The organism is Burkholderia sp. BC1 (genome assembly GCF_052683555.1).
Map to the genome: position 1 here is coordinate 1 of NZ_JBQYLP010000022.1, position 24,059 is coordinate 24,059.

Annotated in this window: 19 protein-coding genes; 15 read left to right on the forward strand and 4 right to left on the reverse strand. The window is 69.3% G+C overall.

Going from position 1 to position 24,059, the window contains the following annotated elements; genetic code table 11:
• Positions 1 to 22 precede the first annotated feature (22 nt).
• The gene (locus tag ACSHSS_RS13095) at positions 23 to 973 is read right to left on the reverse strand and encodes a LysR substrate-binding domain-containing protein (protein WP_445545062.1); all 951 of its coding nucleotides are present in this window, start codon (positions 971 to 973) and stop codon (positions 23 to 25) included.
• 114 nt (positions 974 to 1,087) lie between these two features.
• Here ACSHSS_RS13095 and ACSHSS_RS13100 point away from each other — a divergent pair, with 114 nt between their 5' ends.
• The 11 genes from ACSHSS_RS13100 to ACSHSS_RS13150 all read left to right on the forward strand — a co-directional run bounded on the left by ACSHSS_RS13100 (position 1,088) and on the right by ACSHSS_RS13150 (position 15,639).
• Entirely contained in the window at positions 1,088 to 2,839 is a 1,752-nt protein-coding gene (locus ACSHSS_RS13100) for an IlvD/Edd family dehydratase (RefSeq protein WP_059781261.1), read from the forward strand.
• A 100-nt stretch (positions 2,840 to 2,939) separates the two neighbouring features.
• Complete coding sequence (locus tag ACSHSS_RS13105) at positions 2,940 to 4,316, forward strand: MFS transporter (RefSeq protein WP_006397501.1); 1,377 nt, start codon at positions 2,940 to 2,942, stop codon at positions 4,314 to 4,316.
• A 30-nt stretch (positions 4,317 to 4,346) separates the two neighbouring features.
• Complete coding sequence (locus ACSHSS_RS13110; RefSeq protein ID WP_006397500.1) at positions 4,347 to 5,276, forward strand: dihydrodipicolinate synthase family protein; 930 nt, start codon at positions 4,347 to 4,349, stop codon at positions 5,274 to 5,276.
• A gap of 22 nt (positions 5,277 to 5,298) precedes the next feature.
• Entirely contained in the window at positions 5,299 to 6,228 is a 930-nt protein-coding gene (locus tag ACSHSS_RS13115; RefSeq protein ID WP_006397499.1) for a Gfo/Idh/MocA family protein, read from the forward strand.
• A 70-nt stretch (positions 6,229 to 6,298) separates the two neighbouring features.
• Entirely contained in the window at positions 6,299 to 7,303 is a 1,005-nt protein-coding gene (locus tag ACSHSS_RS13120) for an arabinose ABC transporter substrate-binding protein (RefSeq protein WP_006397498.1), read from the forward strand.
• Between the two features lie 20 nt (positions 7,304 to 7,323).
• Positions 7,324 to 8,871, forward strand: coding sequence for an L-arabinose ABC transporter ATP-binding protein AraG (gene araG / locus ACSHSS_RS13125; protein WP_445545063.1), 1,548 nt, complete (start codon positions 7,324 to 7,326; stop codon positions 8,869 to 8,871).
• Between the two features lie 37 nt (positions 8,872 to 8,908).
• Positions 8,909 to 9,928 (forward strand): L-arabinose ABC transporter permease AraH, encoded by a 1,020-nt coding sequence (gene araH, locus ACSHSS_RS13130; protein ID WP_006397496.1) that lies wholly within the window; start codon positions 8,909 to 8,911, stop codon positions 9,926 to 9,928.
• A gap of 39 nt (positions 9,929 to 9,967) precedes the next feature.
• Positions 9,968 to 10,873: an SMP-30/gluconolactonase/LRE family protein gene (locus tag ACSHSS_RS13135; protein WP_261532478.1), complete on the forward strand. Its 906-nt coding sequence runs from the start codon at positions 9,968 to 9,970 to the stop codon at positions 10,871 to 10,873.
• Between the two features lie 411 nt (positions 10,874 to 11,284).
• Positions 11,285 to 12,112, forward strand: a complete 828-nt coding sequence (locus ACSHSS_RS13140; protein WP_006397493.1) for a p-hydroxycinnamoyl CoA hydratase/lyase — start codon at positions 11,285 to 11,287, stop codon at positions 12,110 to 12,112.
• 52 nt (positions 12,113 to 12,164) lie between these two features.
• The gene (locus tag ACSHSS_RS13145) at positions 12,165 to 13,616 is read left to right on the forward strand and encodes an aldehyde dehydrogenase (protein ID WP_445545064.1); all 1,452 of its coding nucleotides are present in this window, start codon (positions 12,165 to 12,167) and stop codon (positions 13,614 to 13,616) included.
• Between the two features lie 100 nt (positions 13,617 to 13,716).
• A complete protein-coding gene (locus ACSHSS_RS13150) occupies positions 13,717 to 15,639 on the forward strand; it encodes a feruloyl-CoA synthase (protein ID WP_261532476.1) in 1,923 nt (640 codons plus the stop codon).
• A 151-nt stretch (positions 15,640 to 15,790) separates the two neighbouring features.
• Here the strand turns inward: ACSHSS_RS13150 and ACSHSS_RS13155 are convergent, their stop codons facing one another.
• The 3 genes from ACSHSS_RS13155 to ACSHSS_RS13165 form a co-directional block, all read right to left on the reverse strand.
• Positions 15,791 to 16,855: a PDR/VanB family oxidoreductase gene (locus ACSHSS_RS13155; RefSeq protein ID WP_261532475.1), complete on the reverse strand. Its 1,065-nt coding sequence runs from the start codon at positions 16,853 to 16,855 to the stop codon at positions 15,791 to 15,793.
• 55 nt (positions 16,856 to 16,910) lie between these two features.
• Positions 16,911 to 17,954: an aromatic ring-hydroxylating dioxygenase subunit alpha gene (locus tag ACSHSS_RS13160; protein ID WP_261532474.1), complete on the reverse strand. Its 1,044-nt coding sequence runs from the start codon at positions 17,952 to 17,954 to the stop codon at positions 16,911 to 16,913.
• Between the two features lie 88 nt (positions 17,955 to 18,042).
• Entirely contained in the window at positions 18,043 to 18,813 is a 771-nt protein-coding gene (locus ACSHSS_RS13165; protein WP_006407830.1) for a GntR family transcriptional regulator, read from the reverse strand.
• A 278-nt stretch (positions 18,814 to 19,091) separates the two neighbouring features.
• Between ACSHSS_RS13165 and ACSHSS_RS13170 the strand changes: the two genes are divergently transcribed.
• The 4 genes from ACSHSS_RS13170 (at position 19,092) to ACSHSS_RS13185 (ending at position 24,016) form a co-directional block, all read left to right on the forward strand.
• Complete coding sequence (locus ACSHSS_RS13170; RefSeq protein WP_012468085.1) at positions 19,092 to 19,586, forward strand: MarR family winged helix-turn-helix transcriptional regulator; 495 nt, start codon at positions 19,092 to 19,094, stop codon at positions 19,584 to 19,586.
• Positions 19,587 to 19,863: 277 nt separating this feature from the next.
• Positions 19,864 to 21,069 carry a 3-(3-hydroxy-phenyl)propionate transporter MhpT gene (gene mhpT / locus ACSHSS_RS13175; protein ID WP_261532473.1) on the forward strand — a complete coding sequence of 402 codons (1,206 nt, stop codon included), beginning with the start codon at positions 19,864 to 19,866 and terminating at the stop codon, positions 21,067 to 21,069.
• Positions 21,070 to 21,134: 65 nt separating this feature from the next.
• Positions 21,135 to 22,274 carry a porin gene (locus ACSHSS_RS13180; RefSeq protein WP_006397484.1) on the forward strand — a complete coding sequence of 380 codons (1,140 nt, stop codon included), beginning with the start codon at positions 21,135 to 21,137 and terminating at the stop codon, positions 22,272 to 22,274.
• 23 nt (positions 22,275 to 22,297) lie between these two features.
• Complete coding sequence (locus ACSHSS_RS13185) at positions 22,298 to 24,016, forward strand: tannase/feruloyl esterase family alpha/beta hydrolase (RefSeq protein ID WP_261532472.1); 1,719 nt, start codon at positions 22,298 to 22,300, stop codon at positions 24,014 to 24,016.
• Positions 24,017 to 24,059 lie beyond the last annotated feature (43 nt).

Sequence of the window (24,059 nt, forward strand, 5' to 3'; positions counted from 1 at the left end):
AGATGTGTATAAGAGACAGCCCCTACACCCCCGCCCCATACACCTGACGCGCCGCTGCCCGAATCGCATCGGTCATCACCTCCACCGCCGGCGACGGCAGCCGATCGGTGCGCGTGATGATCCCGAAGTCGTCCATCCGGCAGTCCATCTCCAACGGCAGCACGCTGACGATCCCGTGCCGCGCGTAGTAATGCGCGACGTCTTCGGCGACCACGGCAATCATGTCGCTCTGTTCGAGCAGCTGCGTGATGAACAGCAGCGCGGCCGTCTCCACGACGTTCGCGGGCGGCGCAAGGCTCGCGCGCTGAAACACGAGTTCGAAGCGATGGCGCAGCACGCTGCCGGCCGGCGGGACGATCCACGCGGCGCGCTGCACGTCGGCGAGCGCGAGCGGTACATCGGCGAGCAGCGGATGGCCGGTGCGCACGACGGCCGCGACCGGCTCGCCGGTCAGCGGCTCGTAGCGCAGATGCAGCTTGTCGTGTTCGGCCGATAACCGGCCGAGCACGATGTCGAGCTTTTCTTGCGCGAGATGCTCGAGCAGCGCGAGGCTCGTGTCGATTTCGACGGAGATGCGGATGTTCGCGTGCGACGCCTTCACGTCGGCGACGGCGGCCGGCACGATGCGCAACCCGGGCGACGTGATCGCGCCGACCGCGACATGCCCGAGATGCCCCGACTTCAGCGCGGCCAGTTCCTCGCGCGCCTGATCGAGGCTGCCGAGCGCCGCGCGCGCGTGGCGGATCAGCGCGTCGCCGTACAGCGTCGGCCGCATCCCGCGCGGCAGCCGCTCGAACAGCACCGCGCCGATCGACTCCTCCAGCTCGCGCAGCAGCTTCGAGGCAGCGGGCTGCGTCATGTTCAGCGCGGCGGCCGCGCGATGGATGCTGCCCTCGTCGGCAAGCGCGACGACGAGCAGCAACTGGCGGGTTTTCAGGCGGGAACGGTTTCCCCACGGACTGGCATCGGGCATCGTACGGGTTTATATCAATGTCTGATTCGATATGGGAAACGGCGAAAACGTCATTGGTAGGTTATCAAAATTCTCCCTAGACTGCGCCGGTATCTCGCCTCCACAGGATTGACGATGTCGGCAACGAAACCCAGGCTGCGCTCCGCTCAATGGTTCGGCACCAACGACAAGAACGGCTTCATGTACCGGAGCTGGATGAAGAATCAGGGCATTCCCGATCACGAATTCGACGGCCGGCCGATCATCGGCATCTGCAATACGTGGTCCGAACTGACGCCGTGCAACGCGCATTTTCGCAAGCTCGCCGAGCATGTGAAGCGCGGGATTTTCGAGGCGGGCGGGTTCCCGGTCGAGTTCCCGGTGTTCTCGAACGGCGAATCGAACCTGCGCCCGTCCGCGATGCTCACGCGCAATCTTGCATCGATGGACGTCGAAGAAGCGATCCGCGGCAACCCGATCGACGCGGTCGTGCTGCTCGCCGGCTGCGACAAGACGACGCCCGCGCTGCTGATGGGCGCCGCGAGCTGCGACGTGCCGGCGATCGTCGTATCGGGCGGCCCGATGCTGAACGGCAAGCTCGAAGGCAAGAACATCGGCTCCGGCACGGCGGTCTGGCAACTGCATGAAGCGCTGAAGGCCGGCGAAATCGATCTGCATCACTTCCTGTCGGCCGAAGCCGGGATGTCGCGCTCGGCCGGCACCTGCAACACGATGGGCACCGCATCGACGATGGCCTGCATGGCCGAAGCGCTCGGCGTCGCGCTGCCGCACAACGCGGCGATTCCGGCCGTCGATTCGCGCCGCTACGTGCTCGCGCACATGTCGGGCATCCGCATCGTCGAGATGGCGCTCGAAGGGCTCGTGCTGTCGAAGGTGCTCACGCGCGCGGCGTTCGAGAACGCGATTCGCGTGAACGCGGCGATCGGCGGATCGACGAACGCGGTGATCCATCTGAAGGCGATCGCGGGCCGCATCGGCGTGCCGCTCGAACTCGAGGACTGGATGCGCATCGGCCGCGACACGCCGACGATCGTCGACCTGATGCCGTCCGGACGCTTCCTGATGGAGGAGTTCTATTACGCGGGCGGCCTGCCGGCCGTGCTGCGCCGGCTCGGCGAGGGCGGCCTGCTGCCGCATCCGGATGCGTTGACGGTCAACGGCAAGACGATCTGGGACAACGTGCGCGAGGCGCCGAACTACGACGACGAAGTGATCCGTCCGCTCGACCGTCCGCTGATCGCCGACGGCGGCATCCGCATCCTGCGCGGCAACCTCGCGCCGCGCGGCGCGGTGCTGAAGCCGTCCGCGGCGAGCCCCGAGCTGCTCAAGCATCGCGGCCGCGCGGTGGTGTTCGAGAACTTCGACCACTACAAGGCGACGATCAACGACGAATCGCTCGACGTCGACGCGAACTCGGTGCTCGTGCTGAAGAACTGCGGGCCGCGCGGTTATCCGGGAATGGCCGAGGTCGGCAACATGGGCCTGCCGCCGAAGCTGCTGCGGCAGGGCGTGAAGGACATGGTGCGGATCTCCGACGCACGGATGAGCGGCACGGCCTACGGCACGGTGGTGCTGCACGTCGCGCCGGAAGCGGCCGCGGGCGGCCCGCTCGCGGCGGTGCGCAACGGCGACTGGATCGAACTGGATTGCGAGGCCGGCACGCTGCATCTCGACATTCCGGACGACGAACTGCAGCGCCGGCTGTCCGACGTCGATCCGGCGGCCGCGCCGGGCGTCGCCGGGCAGGCGGGCAAGGGCGGCTATGCGCGGCTGTATCTCGATCACGTGCTGCAGGCCGACGAAGGGTGCGACCTCGACTTCCTGGTCGGCACGCGCGGCGCGGAGGTGCCGAGCCACTCGCACTGAGCGCGGCGCGCGGCACGAGGCGGCGCGAGCGGCACGAGGTGACACGACCTGAACGACACAGACCGGCGACGACGCCGGCACGCACATCGATGGAGACAGGATGACGACGACGCAGCACACGTCCGCGGCATCGGCCGCGGCCCCGTCTGGCCCGGCGGCAGCCGTCGACGAACGGCAACTGATGGGACTGCTCACGCGCAGGCTCGTGCCGTTTCTCGCGCTCATCTACGTGGTCGCGTATGTCGACCGCACGGTGGTCGGCTTCGCGAAGCTGCACATGAACGCGGCCGTCGGGCTCAGCGACGCGGCATACGGGCTCGGCGCGGGCCTGTTCTTCATCGGCTACTTCCTGTGCGAAGTGCCGAGCAACCTTGCGCTCGGCCGCTTCGGTGCGCGCGTGTGGTTCGCGCGGATTCTCGCGACGTGGGGCGTGATCACGATGGCGATGGCGCTGGTGCGCGGCCCCACGAGCTTCTACGTGCTGCGCTTTCTGCTCGGCGCGGCGGAAGCCGGACTGTATCCGGGCATCCTCTATTTCCTGACGCAGTGGTTTCCGATGCGCGACCGCGCGCGCGTGATCGGACTGCTCGTGCTCGCGCAGCCGGTCGCGGGCATCGTGACGGGCCCGCTCGCAGGCTGGCTGCTGTCGACGCACGGCCTGTTCGGCCTGTCGAACTGGCAGACGCTGTTCGTCGCGAGCGGGCTGCCGGCCGTGCTGCTCGTGTGGCCGACGCTGCGCGTGCTGCCCGAGTCGCCGGAGCGCGCGCGCTGGCTCGACGACGCGCAGCGCCGCTGGATCGCGCGCGAGCTCGCGGCCGACCGCGACACCTACCGGCCCGACGCGCATCGCAATCCGCTCGCGGCGCTGCGCGACCGGCGCGTGCTGCTGCTCGCGGCGCTGTTCCTGCCGTTCCCGCTCTGCATCTACGGGCTGTCGCTCTGGCTGCCGACGATCATCAAGGCGTTCGGCACCGGCGACGCGGCGACCGGGCTGCTGTCGGCCGTCCCGTACCTGTTCGCCGTGGTCGGGCTGCTCGTCGTGCCGCGCCATTCCGATCGGACGCGCGAGCGCTATGCGCACATCGTCGTCGTGTCGGCCGCGGCGGCGCTGACGATGGCGGCCAGCGCGTGGGTGCGGCAGCCCGCGCTGCAGTTCCTGTTCATCTGCCTGACCGCGTTTTCGCTCTATTCGATTCAGGCCGTCGTGTGGGCGCTGCCCGGCGAATTCCTGACGGGCACGAGCGCGGCGGTCGGCATCGCGGCGATCAATTCGCTCGCGAATCTCGGCGGCTACGTCGGGCCGTACGGCATCGGCCTGATCAAGCAGGCGACCGGCAGTCTTGCTGCCGGCCTGTACTTCCTCGCGGCGACGCTGCTGTTCGCCGTGCTGATCACGTTCGCGGTGCGCGCGGCGCTGCGTGCGCCGCAGCGCGCGGGCGACGCGCTCGCGCGTGAATCGCGGCCGCTTTCCGGCTGACCGCCGTTTGACTGACGCAGGATCCGAACCATGACATCGAGCCGTACGCCGCGTTACCGCGGCATTTTCCCGGTCGTTCCGACGACCTTCACCGAGACCGGCGAGCTCGACCTCGCGAGCCAGAAGCGCGCGGTCGACTTCATGATCGACGCGGGCTCGGACGGGCTCTGCATTCTCGCGAACTTCTCCGAGCAGTTCGCGCTCGCCGACGACGAACGCGACGTGCTGACGCGCACGATCCTCGAGCACGTCGCCGGCCGCGTGCCCGTGATCGTCACGACGTCGCACTACAGCACGCAGACCTGCATCGCGCGCAGCGTACGCGCCCAGCAGCTCGGCGCGGCGATGGTGATGGTGATGCCGCCGTATCACGGCGCGACGTTCCGCGTGCCGGAAGCGCAGATCCACGCGTTCTACGCGCGCCTGTCGGACGCCTTGTCGATTCCGATCATGATCCAGGACGCGCCGGCGAGCGGCACGGTGCTGTCCGCGCCGTTTCTCGCGCAGCTGGCGCGCGAGATCGAGCACGTCGCGTACTTCAAGATCGAGACGCCGGGCGCCGCGAACAAGCTGCGCGAGCTGATCCGGCTCGGCGGCGACGCGATCGAAGGGCCGTGGGACGGCGAGGAAGCGATCACGCTGCTCGCCGACCTGCACGCCGGCGCGACCGGTGCGATGACGGGCGGTGCGTATCCGGACGGCATCCGGCCGATCCTCGAAGCGCATCGCGAAGGGCGCCACGACGACGCGTTCGCGCGCTATCAGACGTGGCTGCCGCTGATCAACCACGAGAACCGGCAGTCCGGGATCCTGACCGCGAAGGCGCTGATGCGCGAAGGCGGCGTGATCGCGTGCGAGGCGCCGCGGCATCCGATGCCGACGCTGCATCCGGACACGCGCGCGGAGCTGATCGCGATCGCGCGCCGTCTCGATCCGCTCGTGCTGCGCTGGGCACGCTGAGCAACGAACCAAGGAGCGCACGATGAGCCAAGTCGTTTCGCTGGGTGTCGTCGGGATCGGCAAGATTGCCCGCGACCAGCATTTGCCGGCGATTGCCGCCGAGCCCGGTTTCGCGTTGACCGCATGCGCGAGCCGTCATGCGGAAGTCACCGGCGTGCGGAACTATCCGGATCTGGGCGCGCTGCTGGCCGGCGAACCCGAGCTCGCCGCCGTGTCGCTGTGCGCGCCGCCGCAGGTGCGCTACGCGCAGGCGCGCGCGGCGCTGAACGCCGGCAAGCACGTGATGCTCGAGAAGCCGCCGGGCGCGACGCTCGGCGAAGTGGCCGCGCTCGAGGCGCTCGCGCGGTCGCGCGGCCTCACGCTGTTCGCAACCTGGCATTCGCGCTGCGCGAGCGCGGTCGAACCGGCGCGCGCATGGCTCGCGACGCGCGAGATCCGCGCGGTGCAGGTGCGCTGGAAGGAGGACGTGCGCCGCTGGCATCCGGGGCAGCAATGGATCTGGGAGCCGGGCGGCCTCGGCGTGTTCGATCCGGGCATCAACGCGCTGTCGATCGTCACGCGGATTCTGCCGCGCGAGCTCGTGCTGCGCGAGGCGACGCTCGTCGTGCCGAGCGACACGCAGACGCCGATCGCGGCCGAGCTCGAATGCGCGGATACCGACGGCGTGCCCGTGCATGCGGAATTCGACTGGCGCCACGGCCCGGTCGAGCAATGGGAGATCGCGGTCGACACGGCCGACGGCGTGCTCGCGATCAGCGCGGGCGGCGCGAAGCTGTCGATCGCGGGCGAGCCGGTCGAAGTCGGGCCGGCGCGCGAGTATCCGGCGCTCTATGCGCAGTTTCATGCGCTGATCGCGCGCCGCGAAAGCGACGTCGACGTGCGGCCGCTGCGGCTCGTCGCCGACGCGTTCCTGTTCGGCCGCCGCGTCGACACCGAAGCGTTCGGCCGCTGAGCGCGGCGGCCGCACGCGCATCACCTTCGAGAACCACCACACACACAGAGTCATACAAGGAGACAAAGACATGTTTCGCACGAATCGCAGAACCCTGTTGCGCGCGCTGCTGGCCGCGCTGTGCATCGCGCCGCTCGGCATGCAGGGCACGGCCCGCGCCGATGCGCCGCTGAAGATCGGCTTCCTCGTCAAGATGCCTGAGCAGGCCTGGTTCATCAACGAACAGAACGCGGCGGCCGCGCTCGGCCAGAAGGAGAACTTCTCGGTCGTGAAGATCGGCACGCCGGACGGCGAGAAGGTGCTGGCCGCGATCGACAACCTCGGCTCGCAAGGCGCGCAGGGCTTCGTGATCTGCGCGCCCGACGTGCGGCTCGGGCCGGCGATCGCCGCGCGCGCGAAGCGCTACAACATGAAGTTCGTGACCGTCGACGACCAGCTCGTCGATTCGACCGGCAAGCCGCTCGCGAACGTGCCGCACCTCGGCATGTCGGCGACGAAGATCGGCAACCAGGTCGGCCAGGCGATCGCCGACGAGATGAAGCGGCGCGGCTGGAAGCCTGAGGAAGTCGGCGCGCTGCGCATCACGAACTACGAACTGCCGACCGCGAAGCTGCGTACCGACGGCGCGACGCAGGCGCTGCTCGCGAACGGCTTCCGCAAGGAGAACATCTTCGACGCACCGCAGAAGACGACCGACGACGAAGGCGGCTTCAGCGCGGCGGCACCGGTGCTCGCGCGTCACCCGAACGTGAAGAAGTGGGTGATCTACGCGCTGAACGAGGAAACCGTGCTCGGCGCCGTGCGCGCGACCGAACAGCTGCACATTCCGGCGGCCGACGTGATCGGCGTCGGCATCAACGGTGCGGGCGAGGCGTTCGCGGAATTCCAGAAGAAGGAGCCGACCGGCTTCTTCGGCACGATCGCGGTCAGCTCGACGAATCACGGCAAGGAAAGCACGCAGAACCTCGTCGACTGGATCCGCAACGGCAAGATGCCGCCCGCCGATACGCAGACGAGCGGCAAGCTGATGACGCGCAGCAACTGGCAGGCGGTGCGCGCCGAGCTCGGCATCTGAGCGGCGCGAGCGAGGACGCGATGACGACGCAGACGATGACGGCCGCCGCCCCTCCCGCCGCGGCTTCGGCGCCCGTGCAGCGCGATGCGCTGCTCGCGCTCGACGGGATCACGGTGAGCTTTCCGGGCGTGCGCGCGCTCGACGGCGTGTCGCTGTCGGTGCGCGCCGGCGAAGTGCACGGACTGATGGGCGAGAACGGCGCCGGCAAGTCGACGCTGCTGAAGGTGCTGTCCGGCGTGAACCAGCCGCAGGCCGGCACGCTGACGCTGAACGGCGAGGTGCAGCGCTTCGCGTCGACCCGCGCGGCGCTCGAAGCGGGCATCGCGATCATCTATCAGGAACTGCATCTGGTACCCGAGCTGACGGTCGCCGAGAACCTGATGCTCGGGCAGCTGCCGAGCCGGCTCGGCGTGGTCGACGAACGCACGCTGGCCGCGCGCGCACTCGACGCGCTCGAACGGCTCGGCGAGCGGATCGATCCGCACGTGCCGGTGAAGTACCTGTCGATCGGTCAGCGCCAGATGATCGAGATCGGCAAGGCGCTGATGCGCGATGCGCGCGTGATCGCGTTCGACGAGCCGACGAGTTCGCTCTCGGCGCGCGAAACCGCGCAGCTGTCCCGCATCATCCGCGCGCTGCGCGCGGACGGCCGCGCGATCATCTACGTCACGCACCGGATGGAGGAAGTCGACGCGCTGTGCGACCGCGTGACGGCGTTTCGCGACGGCCGCAAGATCGAGACGTTCGAGTCGGTCGCCGATCTCGACCGCGACCGGCTGATCGGCTGCATGGTCGGGCGTTCGATCCAGGACGTCTACGGCTATCGGCCGCGCACGGCCGGCGACGTGCTGCTCGAAGCGAAGGGGCTGATGGGGCCCGGCCTCGCCGAGCCCGTGTCGTTCGCCGCGCGCCGCGGCGAGATCGTCGGCTTCTTCGGGCTCGTCGGCGCCGGTCGCTCGGAGCTGATGAAGCTGCTGTACGGCGCCGCACGGCCGAGTGCCGGGCACGTCGAGCTGAACGGGCGGCGCGTCGCGTTCGCGAGCCCGCGCGACGCGGTGCGTGCCGGCATCGCGCTGTGCCCGGAGGACCGCAAGCAGGAAGGGATCGTCGCGATCGCGTCGGTCGCCGACAACCTGAACATCAGTGCACGCCGGCATTTCAGCCCCGCGCGGATGCTGCTCGACGCGCGGCGCGAACGCGAGCTCGCGCAGCGCTATATCGAGCGGCTCGCGATCAAGACGCGCGACGGCGACACGCCGATCGGCGCGCTGTCCGGCGGCAACCAGCAGAAGGTCGTGCTCGCGCGCTGGCTGGCCGAGCGCATCGACGTGTTCCTGATGGACGAGCCGACGCGCGGCATCGACGTCGGCGCGCGCGCCGAAATCTACAACCTGTTCTACGAACTCGCGGAAGCGGGCCGCACGGTGATCCTCGTCTCGAGCGATCTCGCCGAGGTGATCGGCGTGTCGGACCGGATCGTCGTGATGAAGGAAGGGCGTATCGCCGGCGAAGTCGCGAAGGCGCAGGCGACGCCCGATACGCTGATCAAGCTCGCGCTGCCGCGCTGACGGATGCGCGAACGCGTGACAAACGGAATGCAATGACATGAGCCAGGCGATGCAACCCCAACAGACTTCCCCGTCCCCCGACGCGGCCGCCGTCCCCGTACGCGCACGCGGCGGCGTGTGGCAACTGATCAACCGCTCCGGCATCGTGATGGTGTTCGCCGTGCTGTTCGCGACGCTGTCGCTGACCGTGCCGGACTTCCTCACGCCGCGCAACATCCAGGGCCTGCTGCTGTCGGTCACGCTGATCGGCTCGATCGCCGTGACGATGATGTTCGTGCTCGCGCTCGGCGAGGTCGACCTGTCGGTCGCGTCGATCGTCGCGTTCTCGGGCGTCGTGGCTTCGACGCTGATCACGGCGACGCACAGCGTCGTGCTCGGCATCGCGGCCGGCGTACTCGCGGGCGGCGCCGTCGGCCTCGTCAACGGCGTGCTGATCGCGCGCTGGCGCATCAACTCGCTGATCGTCACGCTCGCGATGATGGAGGTCGTGCGCGGCCTCGCGTTCATCACGTCGAACGGCGACGCGGTGATGATCTCCGAGGAGCGCTTCTTCGATCTCGGCGGCGGCTCGTTCCTCGGCATCTCGTATCCGATCTGGAGCAACATCGTCGGCTTCGTCGTGTTCGGCTTCCTGCTGCGCAAGACGGTGTTCGGCAAGAACGTGCTCGCGGTCGGCGGCAACGGCGAGGCCGCGCTGCTCGCGGGGCTGCCCGTGATGCGGATCAAGATCACCGTGTTCGTGCTGCAAGGGCTCGTGACCGGCTTTGCAGGCGTGATGCTCGCGTCGCGGATGAGCCTCGGCGATCCGAAGACCTCGGTCGGCCTCGAGCTCGGCGTGATCTCCGCGTGCGTGCTCGGCGGCGTGTCGCTGACGGGCGGCGTCGCGACGATTTCCGGCGTGCTCGTCGGCGTGCTGATCATGGGCTCGGTGCAGGACGCGATGAGCCTGCTGAACGTGCCGACCTTTTACCAATATCTGATACGCGGCGGAATTCTGTTGCTCGCGGTGCTGTTCGACCAGTATCGTCGCAACCAGCGGCGCGCGATGAAGATCTGAGCGTGCGCGCCGCCTGAGCATCGATTATCGGGAGACGGCATGCAACAGAATCGACCGGCCGCGGCGGCTTCGCTGCTGGCCGACTGCCGCAACGCGCTCGGCGAGGGCGCGACGTGGTGCGACGCAACGAATACGCTGTACTGGACGGACATCGAAGGCGCGCGGCTGTGGCGCTGCCGCGCGGACGGCTCCGCGCTCGCGCAGTGGCCGATGCCCGAGCGTCTCGCCTGCTTCGCGCTGACCGATGATCCTGACGTGCTGCTCGTCGGGCTCGCGACGCATCTCGCGTTCTTCGATCTGCGCAGCGGCGCGTTCACGCGGATCGTCGACGTCGAGCCCGAACTGCCGACGCGCCTGAACGACGGCCGCTGCGATCCGTTCGGCGCGTTCGTGTTCGGGATGAAGGACGAAGGCGGCGAGCCGCCGCGCGCGGTCGGCGGGTTCTACCGGCTCGGTCCCGATCGCGTGCTGGAGCGGCTCGCGCTGCCGCCGGCCGCGATCGCGAACAGCATCGCGTTCTCGCCCGACGGCACGAAGATGTACTTCTGCGATTCGATGGTGCGCGAGATCTTCGTCGGCGATTACAGCCGTGCGGGCGTGTCCGGCGTGCGGTCGTTCGCGCGTCTGACCGATCCGGACGGCGATCCGGATGGGGCGACGGTCGACCGCGACGGCGGGCTGTGGAGCGCGCAGTGGGGCGGCCGGCGCGTCGTGCGTTACGGCCCCGACGGCATCGAGACCGAGCGTGTCGACGTGCCCACCGCGCAGCCGAGCTGCCCGGCGCTCGACGGCGAAGGCCGGCTCTACGTGACGAGCGCGCGCGTCGGCCTGGCCGACGATGCGCTTGCCGACGATCCGCACGCCGGCGGCGTGTTCGTCGCGACGACGCGGCATGCGGGGCTGCCGACCGCGCGATTCGCGCTGAAGCGCGGCGTCGGGACCTGATCGCGCGACGCGGCGGCGCGCGCGGCAATCGCCGTGCCGCCGCGCGCTTTGCTTCGCTGCCTGCGCGTCGTGCGCCGCACACTTTCGTTACTCGCGCCGCGCCGCGCCGCGGCACGACGGCGACCAATACGGCGCCGAATACGTCGTCGAAAACCGCACGTCATCCGCGCGCTGCGCCTCCGCATCGCGACTCCCGTTTTCCACGAAAACTCGCCTCCTCGATCGCTCCACCGGCGCCCGCCGTCGCGCGCGCATGCCTGCGGCGCCGCGTCGGACACGGCACGCCACACCGCGTTCGCACCCGTTTAGGGGTTTGTCCGGACGCGCGTCCAATCCGCTTTACATATCAGGCTACCTGATAGTAAATTGGCGGCGAGTCGCAACGGGCGGCACTGTCATTGGAGAACGAAGATGAGTTACGAAGGTCGCTGGAAAACCGTGAAAGTCGCCGTCGAGGGCGGGATTGCGTGGGTGACGCTGAATCGTCCCGAGAAGCGCAACGCGATGAGCCCGACGCTGAACGCGGAAATGATCGACGTGCTCGAAGCGATCGAACTCGACCCCGAAGCGCAGGTGCTCGTGCTGACCGGCGAAGGCGACGCATGGACGGCCGGGATGGATCTCAAGGAATATTTCCGCGAAGTCGATGCGGGCCCCGAAATCCTGCAGGAAAAGATTCGCCGCGACGCGAGCCGCTGGCAGTGGCAGCTGCTGCGCATGTACGCGAAGCCGACGATCGCGATGGTCAACGGCTGGTGCTTCGGCGGCGGCTTCTCGCCGCTCGTCGCCTGCGATCTCGCGATCGCGGCCGACGAGGCGGTGTTCGGGCTGTCCGAGATCAACTGGGGCATTCCGCCGGGCAATCTGGTCAGCAAGGCAATGGCCGATACGGTCGGTCATCGTCAGGCGCTCTACTACATCATGACCGGCGACACGTTCACGGGCCAGCAGGCCGCGCAGATGGGCCTCGTCAACAAGAGCGTGCCGCGCGCGCAGTTGCGCGACGAGGTGCGTGCGCTCGCCGCGAAGCTGCTCGACAAGAATCCGGTCGTGATCCGCAACGCGAAGCACGGCTTCAAGCGGTGCCGCGAACTGACGTGGGAGCAAAACGAGGACTACCTGTACGCGAAGCTCGACCAGGCCAACTATCGCGATCCGGAAGGCGGCCGCGAGCAGGGGCTCAAGCAGTTCCTCGACGAAAAGAGCATCAAGCCGGGCCTGCAGGCGTACAAGCGCTGAGCGGCGACGCGGCGCAACCCGACCTGGGCCGAAACTGAGCGGAGACAGCGAAATGCACGAAGTGAGTTTGTTGATCGACGGCGTGTCGCGCGGCGCGTCGGACGGCGCGACGTTCGACCGGATCGATCCGGCGACCGGCCAGGTCGCCTCGCGCGCGGCGGCGGCGACGCTTGACGATGCGGATGCCGCGGTCGCGGCCGCCGCGCGCGCGTTTCCCGGCTGGGCGGCGCTCGCACCGACCGAACGTCGCCGCCGGCTGCTCGCGGCGGCTGACGCGATGGACGCGCGCACCGGCGAGTTCATCGAGATCGGCCGCGCGGAAACCGGTGCGATGGCGAACTGGTACGGCTTCAACGTGATGCTCGCGGCGAACATGCTGCGCGAGGCCGCCGCGATGACGACGCAGATCGACGGCGCCGTGATTCCGTCCGACGTGCCGGGCAGCCTCGCGATGGCCGTGCGCCAGCCGTGCGGCGTCGTGCTCGGCATCGCGCCGTGGAATGCGCCCGTGATCCTCGCGACGCGCGCGCTCGCGATGCCGCTCGCTTGCGGCAACACGGTCGTGCTGAAGGCGTCGGAAGGTTGCCCCGGCGTCCACCGGCTGATCGGCAGCGTGCTGCACGACGCGGGGCTCGGCGACGGTGTCGTCAACGTGATCACGCATGCGCCGCACGACGCACCGGCGATCGTCGAGCGGCTGATCGCGAATCCGGCCGTGCGGCGCGTCAACTTCACGGGCTCGACGCGCGTCGGCCGCATCGTGGCGACGCTCGCCGCGCAGCATCTGAAACCCGCGCTGCTCGAACTCGGCGGCAAGGCGCCGGTGCTCGTGCTCGACGACGCGGATCTCGATGCGGCCGTCGATGCGGTCGCGTTCGGCGCGTTCTTCAACCAGGGGCAGATCTGCATGTCGACCGAGCGCGTGATCGTCGATCGCAACGTCGCCGATGCGTTCGTCGACAAGCTCGTCGCGAAGGCGCGCACGCTGAAGGCCGGCAATCCGGCCGCGCCGGGCGTCGTGCTCGGCACGCTCGAAAGCGCGGCGGCCGCACAACGCATCGCGGCGCTCGTCGCCGATGCGCACGCGCACGGCGCCGCGTTGCCGCTCGGCTGCGAGGTCGACGGCGCGGTGATGCAGCCGACGATCGTCGACGGCGTCACGCGCGACATGAAGCTCTACGCGGACGAATCGTTCGGGCCCGTCGTGACCGTGCAGCGCGTCGACGACGACGAGGCCGCACTCGCGGCCGCGAACGACAGCGAATACGGGCTGTCGGCGGCCGTGTTCAGCCGCGACATCGCGCGCGCGATGCAGCTCGCGAAGCGGATCGAATCGGGCATCTGCCACATCAACGGGCCGACCGTGCACGACGAGGCGCAGATGCCGTTCGGCGGCGTGAAGGCGAGCGGCTACGGACGCTTCGGCAGCAAGGCGTCGATCGCCGAATTCACGGATCTGCGCTGGATCACGGTGCAGACCGCGCCGCGGCATTACCCGATCTGACGATCGGCACGGGCTGCGCGCGTCGCAGCCGCGATCACGATACAACGACGTTCCGGCCGAGCGCAGGCGCACGCGCGCCGGAACCGCACGGAGACAACACTTGGAAGCGGACCCGACCCAATCGCGCGGCGACGCGGCCGCGCAGACCGTTCCCGCCGGCTACCGGCCGGTCGCGATCGGCACGGCGCCGCCGGAGATCGTGCAGCGCGACGGCTGCTGGTATCTGCGCGCGGCGACGCCGCTCGGCGCGTATCCGCGCCGGCTCACCGACCGGCTCGTCAGCGGCGCGCAGGCGCATCCGGATCGCTGGCTCGTCGCAAGGCGCGGCGCGGACGGCGCGTGGATCGGCATCACGTATGCGCAGATGCTCGAACGCGCGCGCGCGATCGGCCAGACGCTGCTCGATCGCGGCCTGTCGGTCGAGCGGCCGATCGCGATCCTGTCCGGCAACGATCTCGAGCATCTGCAGATCGCGTTCGGCGCGATGTGGGCCGGCATTCCGTATGCGCCGCTGTCGCCCGCGTATTCGCTCGTGTCGAGCGACTACGGCAAGCTGCGTCACGCGCTCGCAGTGCTGACGCCGGGGCTCGTCTTCGCGTCCGACGGCGACGCCTACCGCGCGGCGCTCGATGCAGCGGTGCCGGCCGACGTCGAACGCGTGATCGTGTCGGCGCGCGACGGCATGCCGGGCGCGACGCGCTTCGCGTCGCTGCTCGATACGGTGCCGCGCGACGTCGATGCGGCGCACGACGCGGTGACGGGCGACCGGATCGCGAAATTCCTGTTCACGTCGGGTTCGACGCGGCTGCCGAAGGCGGTGCCGACCACGCACCGGATGTTGTGCAGCAATCAGCAGATGCTGCTCGAAACGTTTCCGCAGTTCGGCATCGAGCCGCCGGTGCTGGTCGACTGGCTGCCGTGGAATCACACGTTCGGCGGCAGCCACAACGTCGGGATCGCGCTCTACAACGGCGGCACGCTCTACATCGACGACGGCAAGCCGGTCGCGGGCAAGTTCGACGAGACGCTGCGCAACCTGCGCGAGATCGCGCCGACCGTCTACTTCAACGTGCCGAAGGGCTGGGAAGAACTGACCGCCGCGCTCGAAACGGACGCCGCGCTGCGCCGCACGTTCTTTTCGCGCGTGAAGCTCTATTTCTTCGCCGGCGCGGGGCTGTCGCAGGCCGCATGGGATCGCCTCGAGCGCGTGACGCTCGCGCACTGCGGCGAGCGTATCCGGATCATGGCGGGGCTCGGGATGACCGAGGCCGCGCCGTCGTGCATGTTCACGACCGGACCGTTCTCGGCGGCCGGTTACATCGGCCTGCCGGCGCCGGGCTGCGACGCGAAGCTCGTGCCCGTCGACGGCAAGCTCGAGGCGCGCTTTCGCGGGCCGAACGTGATGGCCGGCTACTGGCGCGCGAACGACGCGGACGCGCGCGACGTGTTCGACGACGAGGGCTATTACCGCAGCGGCGATGCGGTGCGCTTCGTCGATCCGCAGCGGCCCGAGATCGGGCTGATGTTCGACGGCCGCATCGCGGAGGATTTCAAGCTGTCGTCGGGTACGTTCGTCAGCGTCGGGCCGATGCGCGCGCGCATCATTTCGAACGGCGCGCCGTATGTGCAGGACGCGGTCGTGACGGGGATGAACCGCGACGATGTGGGCGTGATGATCTTTCCGCGCATCGACGACTGCCGCCGTCTCGCGGGCGCCGCGCCCGATGCCGACCTGCGTGCGGTGCTGCGCGCGCCGGCCGTGCGCGCGTTCTTCGCCGAGTTGCTCGCGCGGCTGAACCGCGACGCGACCGGCAGCGCGACGCTCATCACGCGGCTGCGGATTCTCGACGAACCGCCGTCGCTCGATCTCGGCGAAGTGACCGACAAGGGCTCGATCAATCAGCGCGCGGTGCTCGCGCATCGGGCGGCGCTGGTCGAGGCCATGTATGCGGCCGATGCGCGCGACGATGCGGAAGCGGGACTGATCTTCGCCGACGTCGAGCGCATCGCGCGACACGGCTGAGGCCGCATGCGCGCCGATGCCGTTGCGCGGTGCGCGCTGCGCACTGCATTGCATGTCGCCATGCATGCAACGCGCGGCGTCGGCGCGCGGCGTTTGCCGCGAAACGTAGCGGCTGCACTTCGGCCTGCGCGGCTTGCGCCGCGCGGCCCTCTCAGAGATCGAGCACGAGCATCGGCGTGAGCGCGCGCGAACAGCACGGCAGCATCTGATCGTTGGCCGCGCGTTCGTCGTCGGTCAGGTAGACGTCGCGATGATCGGGCGTGCCGGACAGCACGCGCGTGAGGCACGTGCCGCAGACGCCTTGCTCGCACGACACGGGCACCTCGATCCCGCAGCCGCGCAGCGCTTCGACGATCGTCGTACCGGCCGGCACGTCGACGACGCGGCCCGATTGCGCGAGCGATACCTGGAACGGACCATCGGCTGTTGCTGCTGCCGATGTTTCGCTTTCGCCGGCCGCACTTAAGCCGGCCGCACTTAAGCCGGCCGCGCCTACGCCGACCGCGCGTACGCCGGCAGCGCCTACGCCGGTAGCACCTACGCCGGTAGCACCTACGCCGGCAGCACCAAAGTACTCCCGATGCACGTTCGCCGGATCCCACCCGGCCTGCGCCGCCGCGCCGAGCACCGCCGCGATGAACCCGGCCGGCCCGCACACGTACAGATGCGTGTGCGCATCGGGCTTGCCGAGTACCTGCGCGAAATCGATGCGCTGCCCGGCAGGTGCATCGTCGAACCACAGCCGCGTGCGCGCGTTCAGCGGCGGCGTATCGAGCCGGTCGACGAACGCCGCGCGTGCCGGTTCGCGCGCGCAGTAATGCAGTTCGAACGATCGCGCGGTCTCGGCCAGATGCAGCGCCATGCTGAGCAGCGGCGTGATGCCGATGCCGCCGGCGAGCAGCACGCTGTGCGCGGCATGCGGATCGAGCGGGAAGTGATTGCGCGGCTCGCCGATCTCGAGCGTCGTGCCGGGCTCGCACGCATGCATCGCGACCGAGCCGCCGCGCGATTCGCGCTCGCGCAGCACGCCGAGCCGGTAGACGCCCGCCTCCGACGGGCTGTTGCACAGCGAATACTGGCGAACGAGTCCGCCGAGATGGACGTCGATATGCGCGCCGGCCGTAAACGGCGGCAGCGCGGCGCCGTCGGCCGGCCCGAGTTCGAACATGCAGATGTCGGTCGCGACGGGAAGCTTGCGGAGAAGCGTGACTTTCATGGCAACGGTCAATGAGGGCGCCGCGCCGCGCGTGCGCGCGGACGCGGCGCGAGGGTCAGCACGACAGCGCGGCGGCGCGCTCCTGTTCGATCAGCCGGTCGAGCACGCGGCGCGACTGCACGCCGCCCGCATCGATGTTCAGTTTCAGCAGCGGCCGGTCCGGCCAGCGCAGCAGGTTGCGCTGCTGCGCTTCGAGCATGTCCAGATCCTCGGCGAAGATCGCGCCCTGGCCTTTGCGGATCGTGTCGGTCAACGCGCGATCGTCGACCGCGAAGCTGCGCGCCATCCCCCAGAAGTACCAGATCGAGGTCTCGGTCTCCGGCGTGATGAAGTCGACGACGATGCTCGACACCTTGTCGCGCGGGTCGGCGTGATAGCCGCCTTTGCCCGCATGCGCGACACCGACCTCGATCATCACGTGGCTCGGCGGCGTGAAGTGGCAGATCTGCCAGCGATCGCAGCGCACGTCGTCGGCAAGCCCGTTGCCGCGCAACGCGGCGGCCCAGAACGGCGGCGGCACGATGCCTTCCATGAAGCGGCTCGTCGTGACCGTGTCGCCGTCGACCTTCGTCGTCGGCGGCGCTTCCTCGATCTCCGGCTGCCCGATGCTCGACGCATGCACGTAGGTCTCGTGCGTGAGATCCATCAGGTTGTCGATCATCAGCCGGTAGTCGCAGTCGATGTGATAGAGGCCGCCGCCGTATGCCCAGCCCGGATCGTCGGCCCAGTGCAGCGCGTGGATCGTCGCCGGGTCGGCCTGCGCGGGATCGCCCGGCCACACCCACACGAAGCCGTAGCGCTCGACGGCCGGATAGCGGCGGATCGCCGGAATGCCGCCGACGCGCTGGCACGGCATGCTCGTGCACTTGCCGTCCGCGCCCATCGTCAACCCGTGATAGCCGCAGACGAGATGGCCGTCGCGCACGGTGCCGAGCGACAGCGGCGCGCCGCGATGCGGGCAGAAATCCTCGAGCGCGGCGACCGTGCCCGCGCCGTCGCGAAAGAACACCATGCGCTCGCCGCAGATCTGCCGGCCGAGCGGCTTGCTCGCGAATTCGTCGGGCGTACACGCGACATACCAGGCGTTTTTCAGGAACATGCGTCTCCTCCAGGGCGTGCTTGCACGCCATGTTCGTCTTCGGAAAAGCGGCGCGTCGCGCGCCGCACGAGAAAATGCCGCGCGCCGCTCAGCCGGCGTCGCGACGGATCAGGTTGCCGCCCGCGAGCTTCGTCATCGCCCGCTGGTTGTCGAGCACGCGCCGCAGGTTGTCGTGCGCGATCTGCGCGTGCTCGCGCATCAGCGCTTCGGCCCGCGCGCCCTGGCGGCGCGCGATCGCATCGAGCACCGCGCGATGCTGCGCCTGCGCGACGACGAGCGTTTCGCGTGCACGCGGATCGAGCGACTGCACGACGACGAACGCGCTCGCCGACGCGAACGGCAGCGTCGCGACCTTGTCGATCTGCCGCGCGACGACGTCGCTGCCCGCCGCGCCGGCGAGCAGGCGGTGAAAGCGCGCGTTCGCGTCGACGTAGCGCGAGAAGGTTTCGTCGGTCAGCGGGCCGGCCAGCAGTCCGTCGATTTCGTCCGCGCACGCATGCAGGCTGCGCAATGTCGACGCCGGCACGCCGCGCTCGGCCGCGAAACGCGCGGCCAGCCCTTCGAGCGTGCCGCGCAGCTCGATCGCGTCGCCGATCTCGCGCGCGGAAAACGCACGTACCGCAAAGCCGCCGGTCGCGATCGGCTCGATCAGCCCTTCTTCCTGCAGCCGGATCAGCGCCGCGCGCACCGGTGTGCGCGACACGCCGAGCCGCTCGACGACCCACAGCTCGGAGATGCGCTCGCCGGGGCCGAGTTCGCCGCCGACGATGAGTTCGCGCAGCCCGAGCAGCGCGCGGACGGTCTGGGACGGGGACGCGGCAGGGCGCGTGTCGGAAGCGGGCGTGTCGACGGTCGTCATCGGTAGCGGAAAACGTGCGCGCCGCGAGCGATCGCGGCGTGATGGATTATCAGGTTGCTTGATAAGAATGTATACATCGCCGAGACGAAATCAAGTGGAATCGCGCGAATTCACGGGTAAACCACGAAGGAATGGCGCCGATTGGAGGCGTGCTGTATACAGCGTCGCGCAGCGCATGCCGCTGCCCGACGCGCGGCGACGCAACGCCCGGCACGACCGCTGTCGGCACGCGCAGCGCGTGAGGTAAGATGGCCCGCGATATCGATTCCGACACGTTCATGAGTTCGACCCCCGCCAAACCGGCCGGCGCGAAGCGCGCCGCCCGCGTCACCGAAGCCCGGCCGCGCGTGCGCACGCAGCAGCGGCTGACCTACCTGATCGGCAATCTCGACCGCCTGCTGCGGCGTCAGATGAGCGACGCGCTCGCGCCGCTCGGCGTGACGCTCGCGCAGTACACGGCGCTGTCGGTGCTCGAGGCGCGCGGTGCGCTGTCGAACGCGCAGCTCGCGGTGCGCTCGTTCATCACGCCGCAATCGGCGAACGAGGTGATGAGCGCGATGGCCGCGCGCGGCTTCGTCACGCGCGAGGCCGACCCGAGCCACGGCCGCGTGATCCTGCTGCGCCTGACCGACGAAGGCTCGGCGATCCTGCGCGAATGCGAACAGGTGCTGCGCCCGCTCGAGCGCCGCATGCTCGGCGACGACCTGACCGCCGACGACGTCGCGCAGGTCCAGCGCACGCTCGAGCTGTTCGTGCGCAATCTGCGCGACTGAGCACGACCGTTTCGTCGGCTTCCCCACGGCCCGGTCGGCCCGTTTCCGCGCGCGTTGCGGGTTAACACCGGCCCGTTTCGTACTTGAAATATCAGGTTACCTGTTATTAAATCGTCGCGTCCTTCGATGGAACGACGGTCCGCACGTCAGCACGCCGCGCGGATTTTATTTCGGACATAGAATCAGGCAGCCTGATAAAGCCGATCATGATCCGGTTACGACAAAGCCCTCGCGCAGGTGCGGTCGCATCGCGTGCGGGTCCAGGTTTGGAGACGACATGGACACTTCCGTTGCCGAGAGGCCGGCCGTCGCGACGACGCTCGGTCTGTGTTTCGCGATCGCGCTGCTCGAGGGGCTCGACCTGCAGTCGGTCGGCGTCGCCGCGCCGCGCATGGCGCATGAATTCGGGCTGACCGTTTCGCAGATGGGCATTGCATTCAGCGCGGGCACGTTCGGGCTGCTGCCGGGCGCGATGCTCGGCGGCTGGCTCGCGGACCGGATCGGCCGCAAACAGGTGTTGATCGCGTCGGTATGCCTGTTCGGGCTGCTGTCGATCGCGACCGCGCAGGTATCGAGCTTCGCGATGCTCGTCGTCGTGCGTGCGCTCACGGGGCTCGGCCTCGGCGGCGCGATGCCGAACCTGATCGCGCTGTCGTCCGAGGCGGTCGGCGCGCGCTCGCGCAGCAGCGCGGTCGCCGTCATGTACTGCGGGATTCCGTTCGGCGGCGTGATCGCGTCGCTGATCGGCGTGCTGCTCGCGGGCGACACCGAGTGGCGTCACATCTTCTACGTCGGCGGCGTCGGGCCGCTGCTGCTCGCGCCGCTGTTGATCGCGCTGCTGCCCGAGTCGCGCGCGTTTCTCGACGTCAGCGCGTCGGGCGCCGCGCGCGCCGGCGTGCGCGACACGCTGTTCGGCGGCGGCCGCACCGGCTCGACGCTCGCACTGTGGATCAGCTACTTCTGCACGCTGATCGTGCTGTATTTCCTGCTGAACTGGCTGCCGTCGCTGATGGCCGCGAAAGGGCTCGCGCGCGGCCAGGCCGGCATCGTGCAGATCTTCTTCAACATCGGCAGCGGCCTCGGCGTGCTCGGCATCGGCATGTCGATGGACCGGATGCGGCCCGCGCGCGTCGTCGGCGGCATGTATGCGGGGATCGTGCTGTCGCTTGCCGCGCTCGCGATCGCGCCGGGGCTCATGTGGCTGTCCGTCGCCGCGTTCTCGGCCGGGATGTTCGTCGTCGGCGGCCAGTCGGTGCTGTATGCGCTCGCCGCGATCTACTACCCGACCGCGATGCGCGGCACCGGCGTGGGCTCCGCGGTGGCCGTCGGGCGGCTCGGCTCGGTCGTCGGGCCGCTCGCCGCCGCCGAACTGCTCGCGATGGGCCGCAGCGCGTCGGTCGTGATCGGCGCGAGCATCCCCGTCACGCTCGTCGCCGCGATCGCCGCGCTGCTGCTGATCCGCCGGCCGCACGCGCAGGACTGAGTTCCTTCTTTCAACCCGACGCGCCGTCAGAGCGCGACATCGACGCAGGTCTGGAGACACTCATCATGAAGCACACCAAAGCCTTGCTGGCGGCCGGCGCATGCGCGCTCGCCGCGACCGGCGCGCATGCGCAATCGAGCGTGACGCTGTACGGAATCGTCGACACGGGCGTCGAATTCGTCACGCACGCGAACGCGGCCGGCGATCACGTCGTGCGGATGCCCGCGGTGACGGGCGAGATGCCGTCGCGCTGGGGCATTCGCGGCAACGAGGATCTCGGCGGCGGCTATCAGGCGGTGTTCGTGCTCGAAAGCGGCTTCAACGTGCGCGGCGGCGATCTCGGGCAGGGCGGCCGGCTGTTCGGCCGGCAGGCGTTCGTCGGCCTGAAGGGCGGCTTCGGCACGCTCGCGTTCGGCCGCCAGTACACGATGACGTATCTCGCGCTGCAAGGTGCCGACATCATCGGCCCCGACATCTACGGCCTCGGCTCGCTCGACGCGTATGTGCCGAACGGCCGCGCCGACAACGCGGTCACCTACATCGGCACCTATCGCGGCGTGACGCTCGGCGCCGCGTATTCGTTCGGCCGCGACGGCGCGGGCACCGGCAACTCGCCGGGGCAGGGCACGTGCGCGGGGCAGGTGCCGGGCCATGCGGTCGAATGCCGGAACTGGTCGGCGATGCTGAAGTACGACAGCGCGTATTTCGGTGCGGCGGCCTCGTACGAAGAGCAGCGCGGCGGGACCGGTGCGGCCGCGAACTTCTTCGACGGCGTCGCGCCGGTCGCCTTCACGAGCAGCGCGGGCAAGGACGCGCGCGTGCATCTGAGCGCGTATGCGCAAGCCGGCGGCGCACGCGTCGGCGCGGGCTGGATCGGGCGCCGCGTGTCGACCGGTTCGCCGGCCGCGGCCGGTGCGCATTCCGATCTGTTCTTCGTCGGTGCGTCGTACACGGTGAAGCCGTATCTGATCGTCGACGGCGAAGGCTACCGGATCGTCAACAGCGCGCACGACACGCGCGCGACGATGGCGACGCTGCGCACGACGTATCTGCTGACGAAGCGCACGTCCGTCTATGCGCAGACTTCATATCTGTGGAACAGCGCGCATGCGCGCTACGCGGTCAGCGGCGGCGGCCCCGGCACGACGCCGGGCGAAGGGATGGGGCAGCTCGGCGCGATGGTCGGCGTCAAGCATCTGTTCTGATTCGACGAGCGCGCGAGGACAACATGATCAACCGCAAACTGCTGTGCGCGGCGGCGCTGTCGGCCGCACTGCTCGCCGCGTGCGGCGGCGACGATTCGGTGACGTCCGCACCGACGCATCTGAGCGCCGCGACGCCGGCCGCGATGACGCAGACCTGCGACGCGCTCGCCGCGAAGCTCGCGTACGCGAACACGTCGTTCGCGTCGGTGACGACCGCGGCGGCCGGCGCGCTGACCGTCGCCGGCAAGCCCGTCCCCGAGCACTGCGTGATCGTCGGCAAGATGAACGAGCGCGTGAGCGCGGTCGACGGCAACACCTATGCGATCGGCTTCGAGATGCGGCTGCCGAAGGCCTGGAACGGCCGTTTCTTCTATCAGGCGAACGGCGGACTCGACGGCAACGTCGTGAGCGCGACCGGCGAAATCGGCGGCGGCGGCCCGCTGACCGATGCGCTCGCGATGGGCTTCGCGGTGATCAGCTCGGATTCCGGGCACAGCGCCGCGCAGAATCCGCTGTTCGGCGTCGATCCGCAGGCGCGTATCGATTACGGCTACGGCGCCGTCGATGCGCTGACGCCGATGGCGAAGCAGGTGATCCGCATCGCATACGGGAAGGCGCCGGACCGCAGCTATTTCGGCGGCTGTTCGAACGGCGGCCGTCACGCGATGGTCACGGCCGTGCGCAACGCAGCCGACTACGACGGGATCATCGCCGGCGATCCCGGCTTCCATCTGCCGAAGGCGGCGATCGGCGAGATGTACGGCGCGCAGCAGTTCGCGAAGATCGCGTCGGCGACGGGCGCGAACGGGCTGCCGGATATCCGCAGCGGATTCAACGATGCGGAGCGCCGCTTCGTCGGCGCGGCGATTCTCGCCAAATGCGACGCGCTCGACGGCGCGGCCGACGGGATCGTGCAGGACGTCGCCGCGTGCCAGGCGCACTTCAGCCTCGACACCGACATACCGGACTGCGCGAACGGTACGCGCACCGGTGCGTGTCTGACGCCCGCACAGAAGACCGCGCTCGCGAACGTGTTCGCCGGTGCGCGCAACAGCGCGGGCGCCGCACTCTACGCGAGCTTTCCGTACGATCCGGGCGTGGCCGGCAGCGGCTGGGCCGCGTGGAAGCAGTCGAACTCGATCGCGCTCGATCCGGCCGCGATGGCGTTCACGTTCATGACGCCGCCGAAGCCCGCGTCGACGCTCGCCAACCTGGCCGGTTTCGCGCTCGGCTTCGACATGGACAACGATGCGCCGGCGATTTTCGCGACGAGCGGCGCGTACACGCAATCGGCATGGTCGTTCATGACGCCGCCCGACGAAACGAACCTCGGCGCGCTGAAGCAGCGCGGTGCGAAGCTGCTCGTGTATCACGGCACCGGCGATCCCGTGTTCTCGTTCAACGACACGCGCGACTGGTATGCGCGGCTCGCGCAGGCGAACGGCGGCGATGCTTCGGATTTCGCGCGCTTCTATCCGGTGCCGGCGATGAACCATTGCTCGGGCGGGCCGGCGACCGACCAGTTCGACATGCTGACGCCGCTCGTCGCGTGGGTCGAGCAGGGGCAGGCGCCCGGTGCGATCGTCGCGGCCGCGCGCGATGCGGCGAATCCGGTGCCGAATGCGGAGGTGCCCGCATCGTGGGGCACGGGGCGGTCGCGGCCGCTGTGTCCGTATCCGCAGGTCGCGCGCTATAACGGCTCGGGCGATCTCAATTCGGCGGCGAGCTTTAGTTGTCGCTGAGTGTGTGAGCGATGCGCGCGGCGGTCCAGCGGTCCGGCTGTCG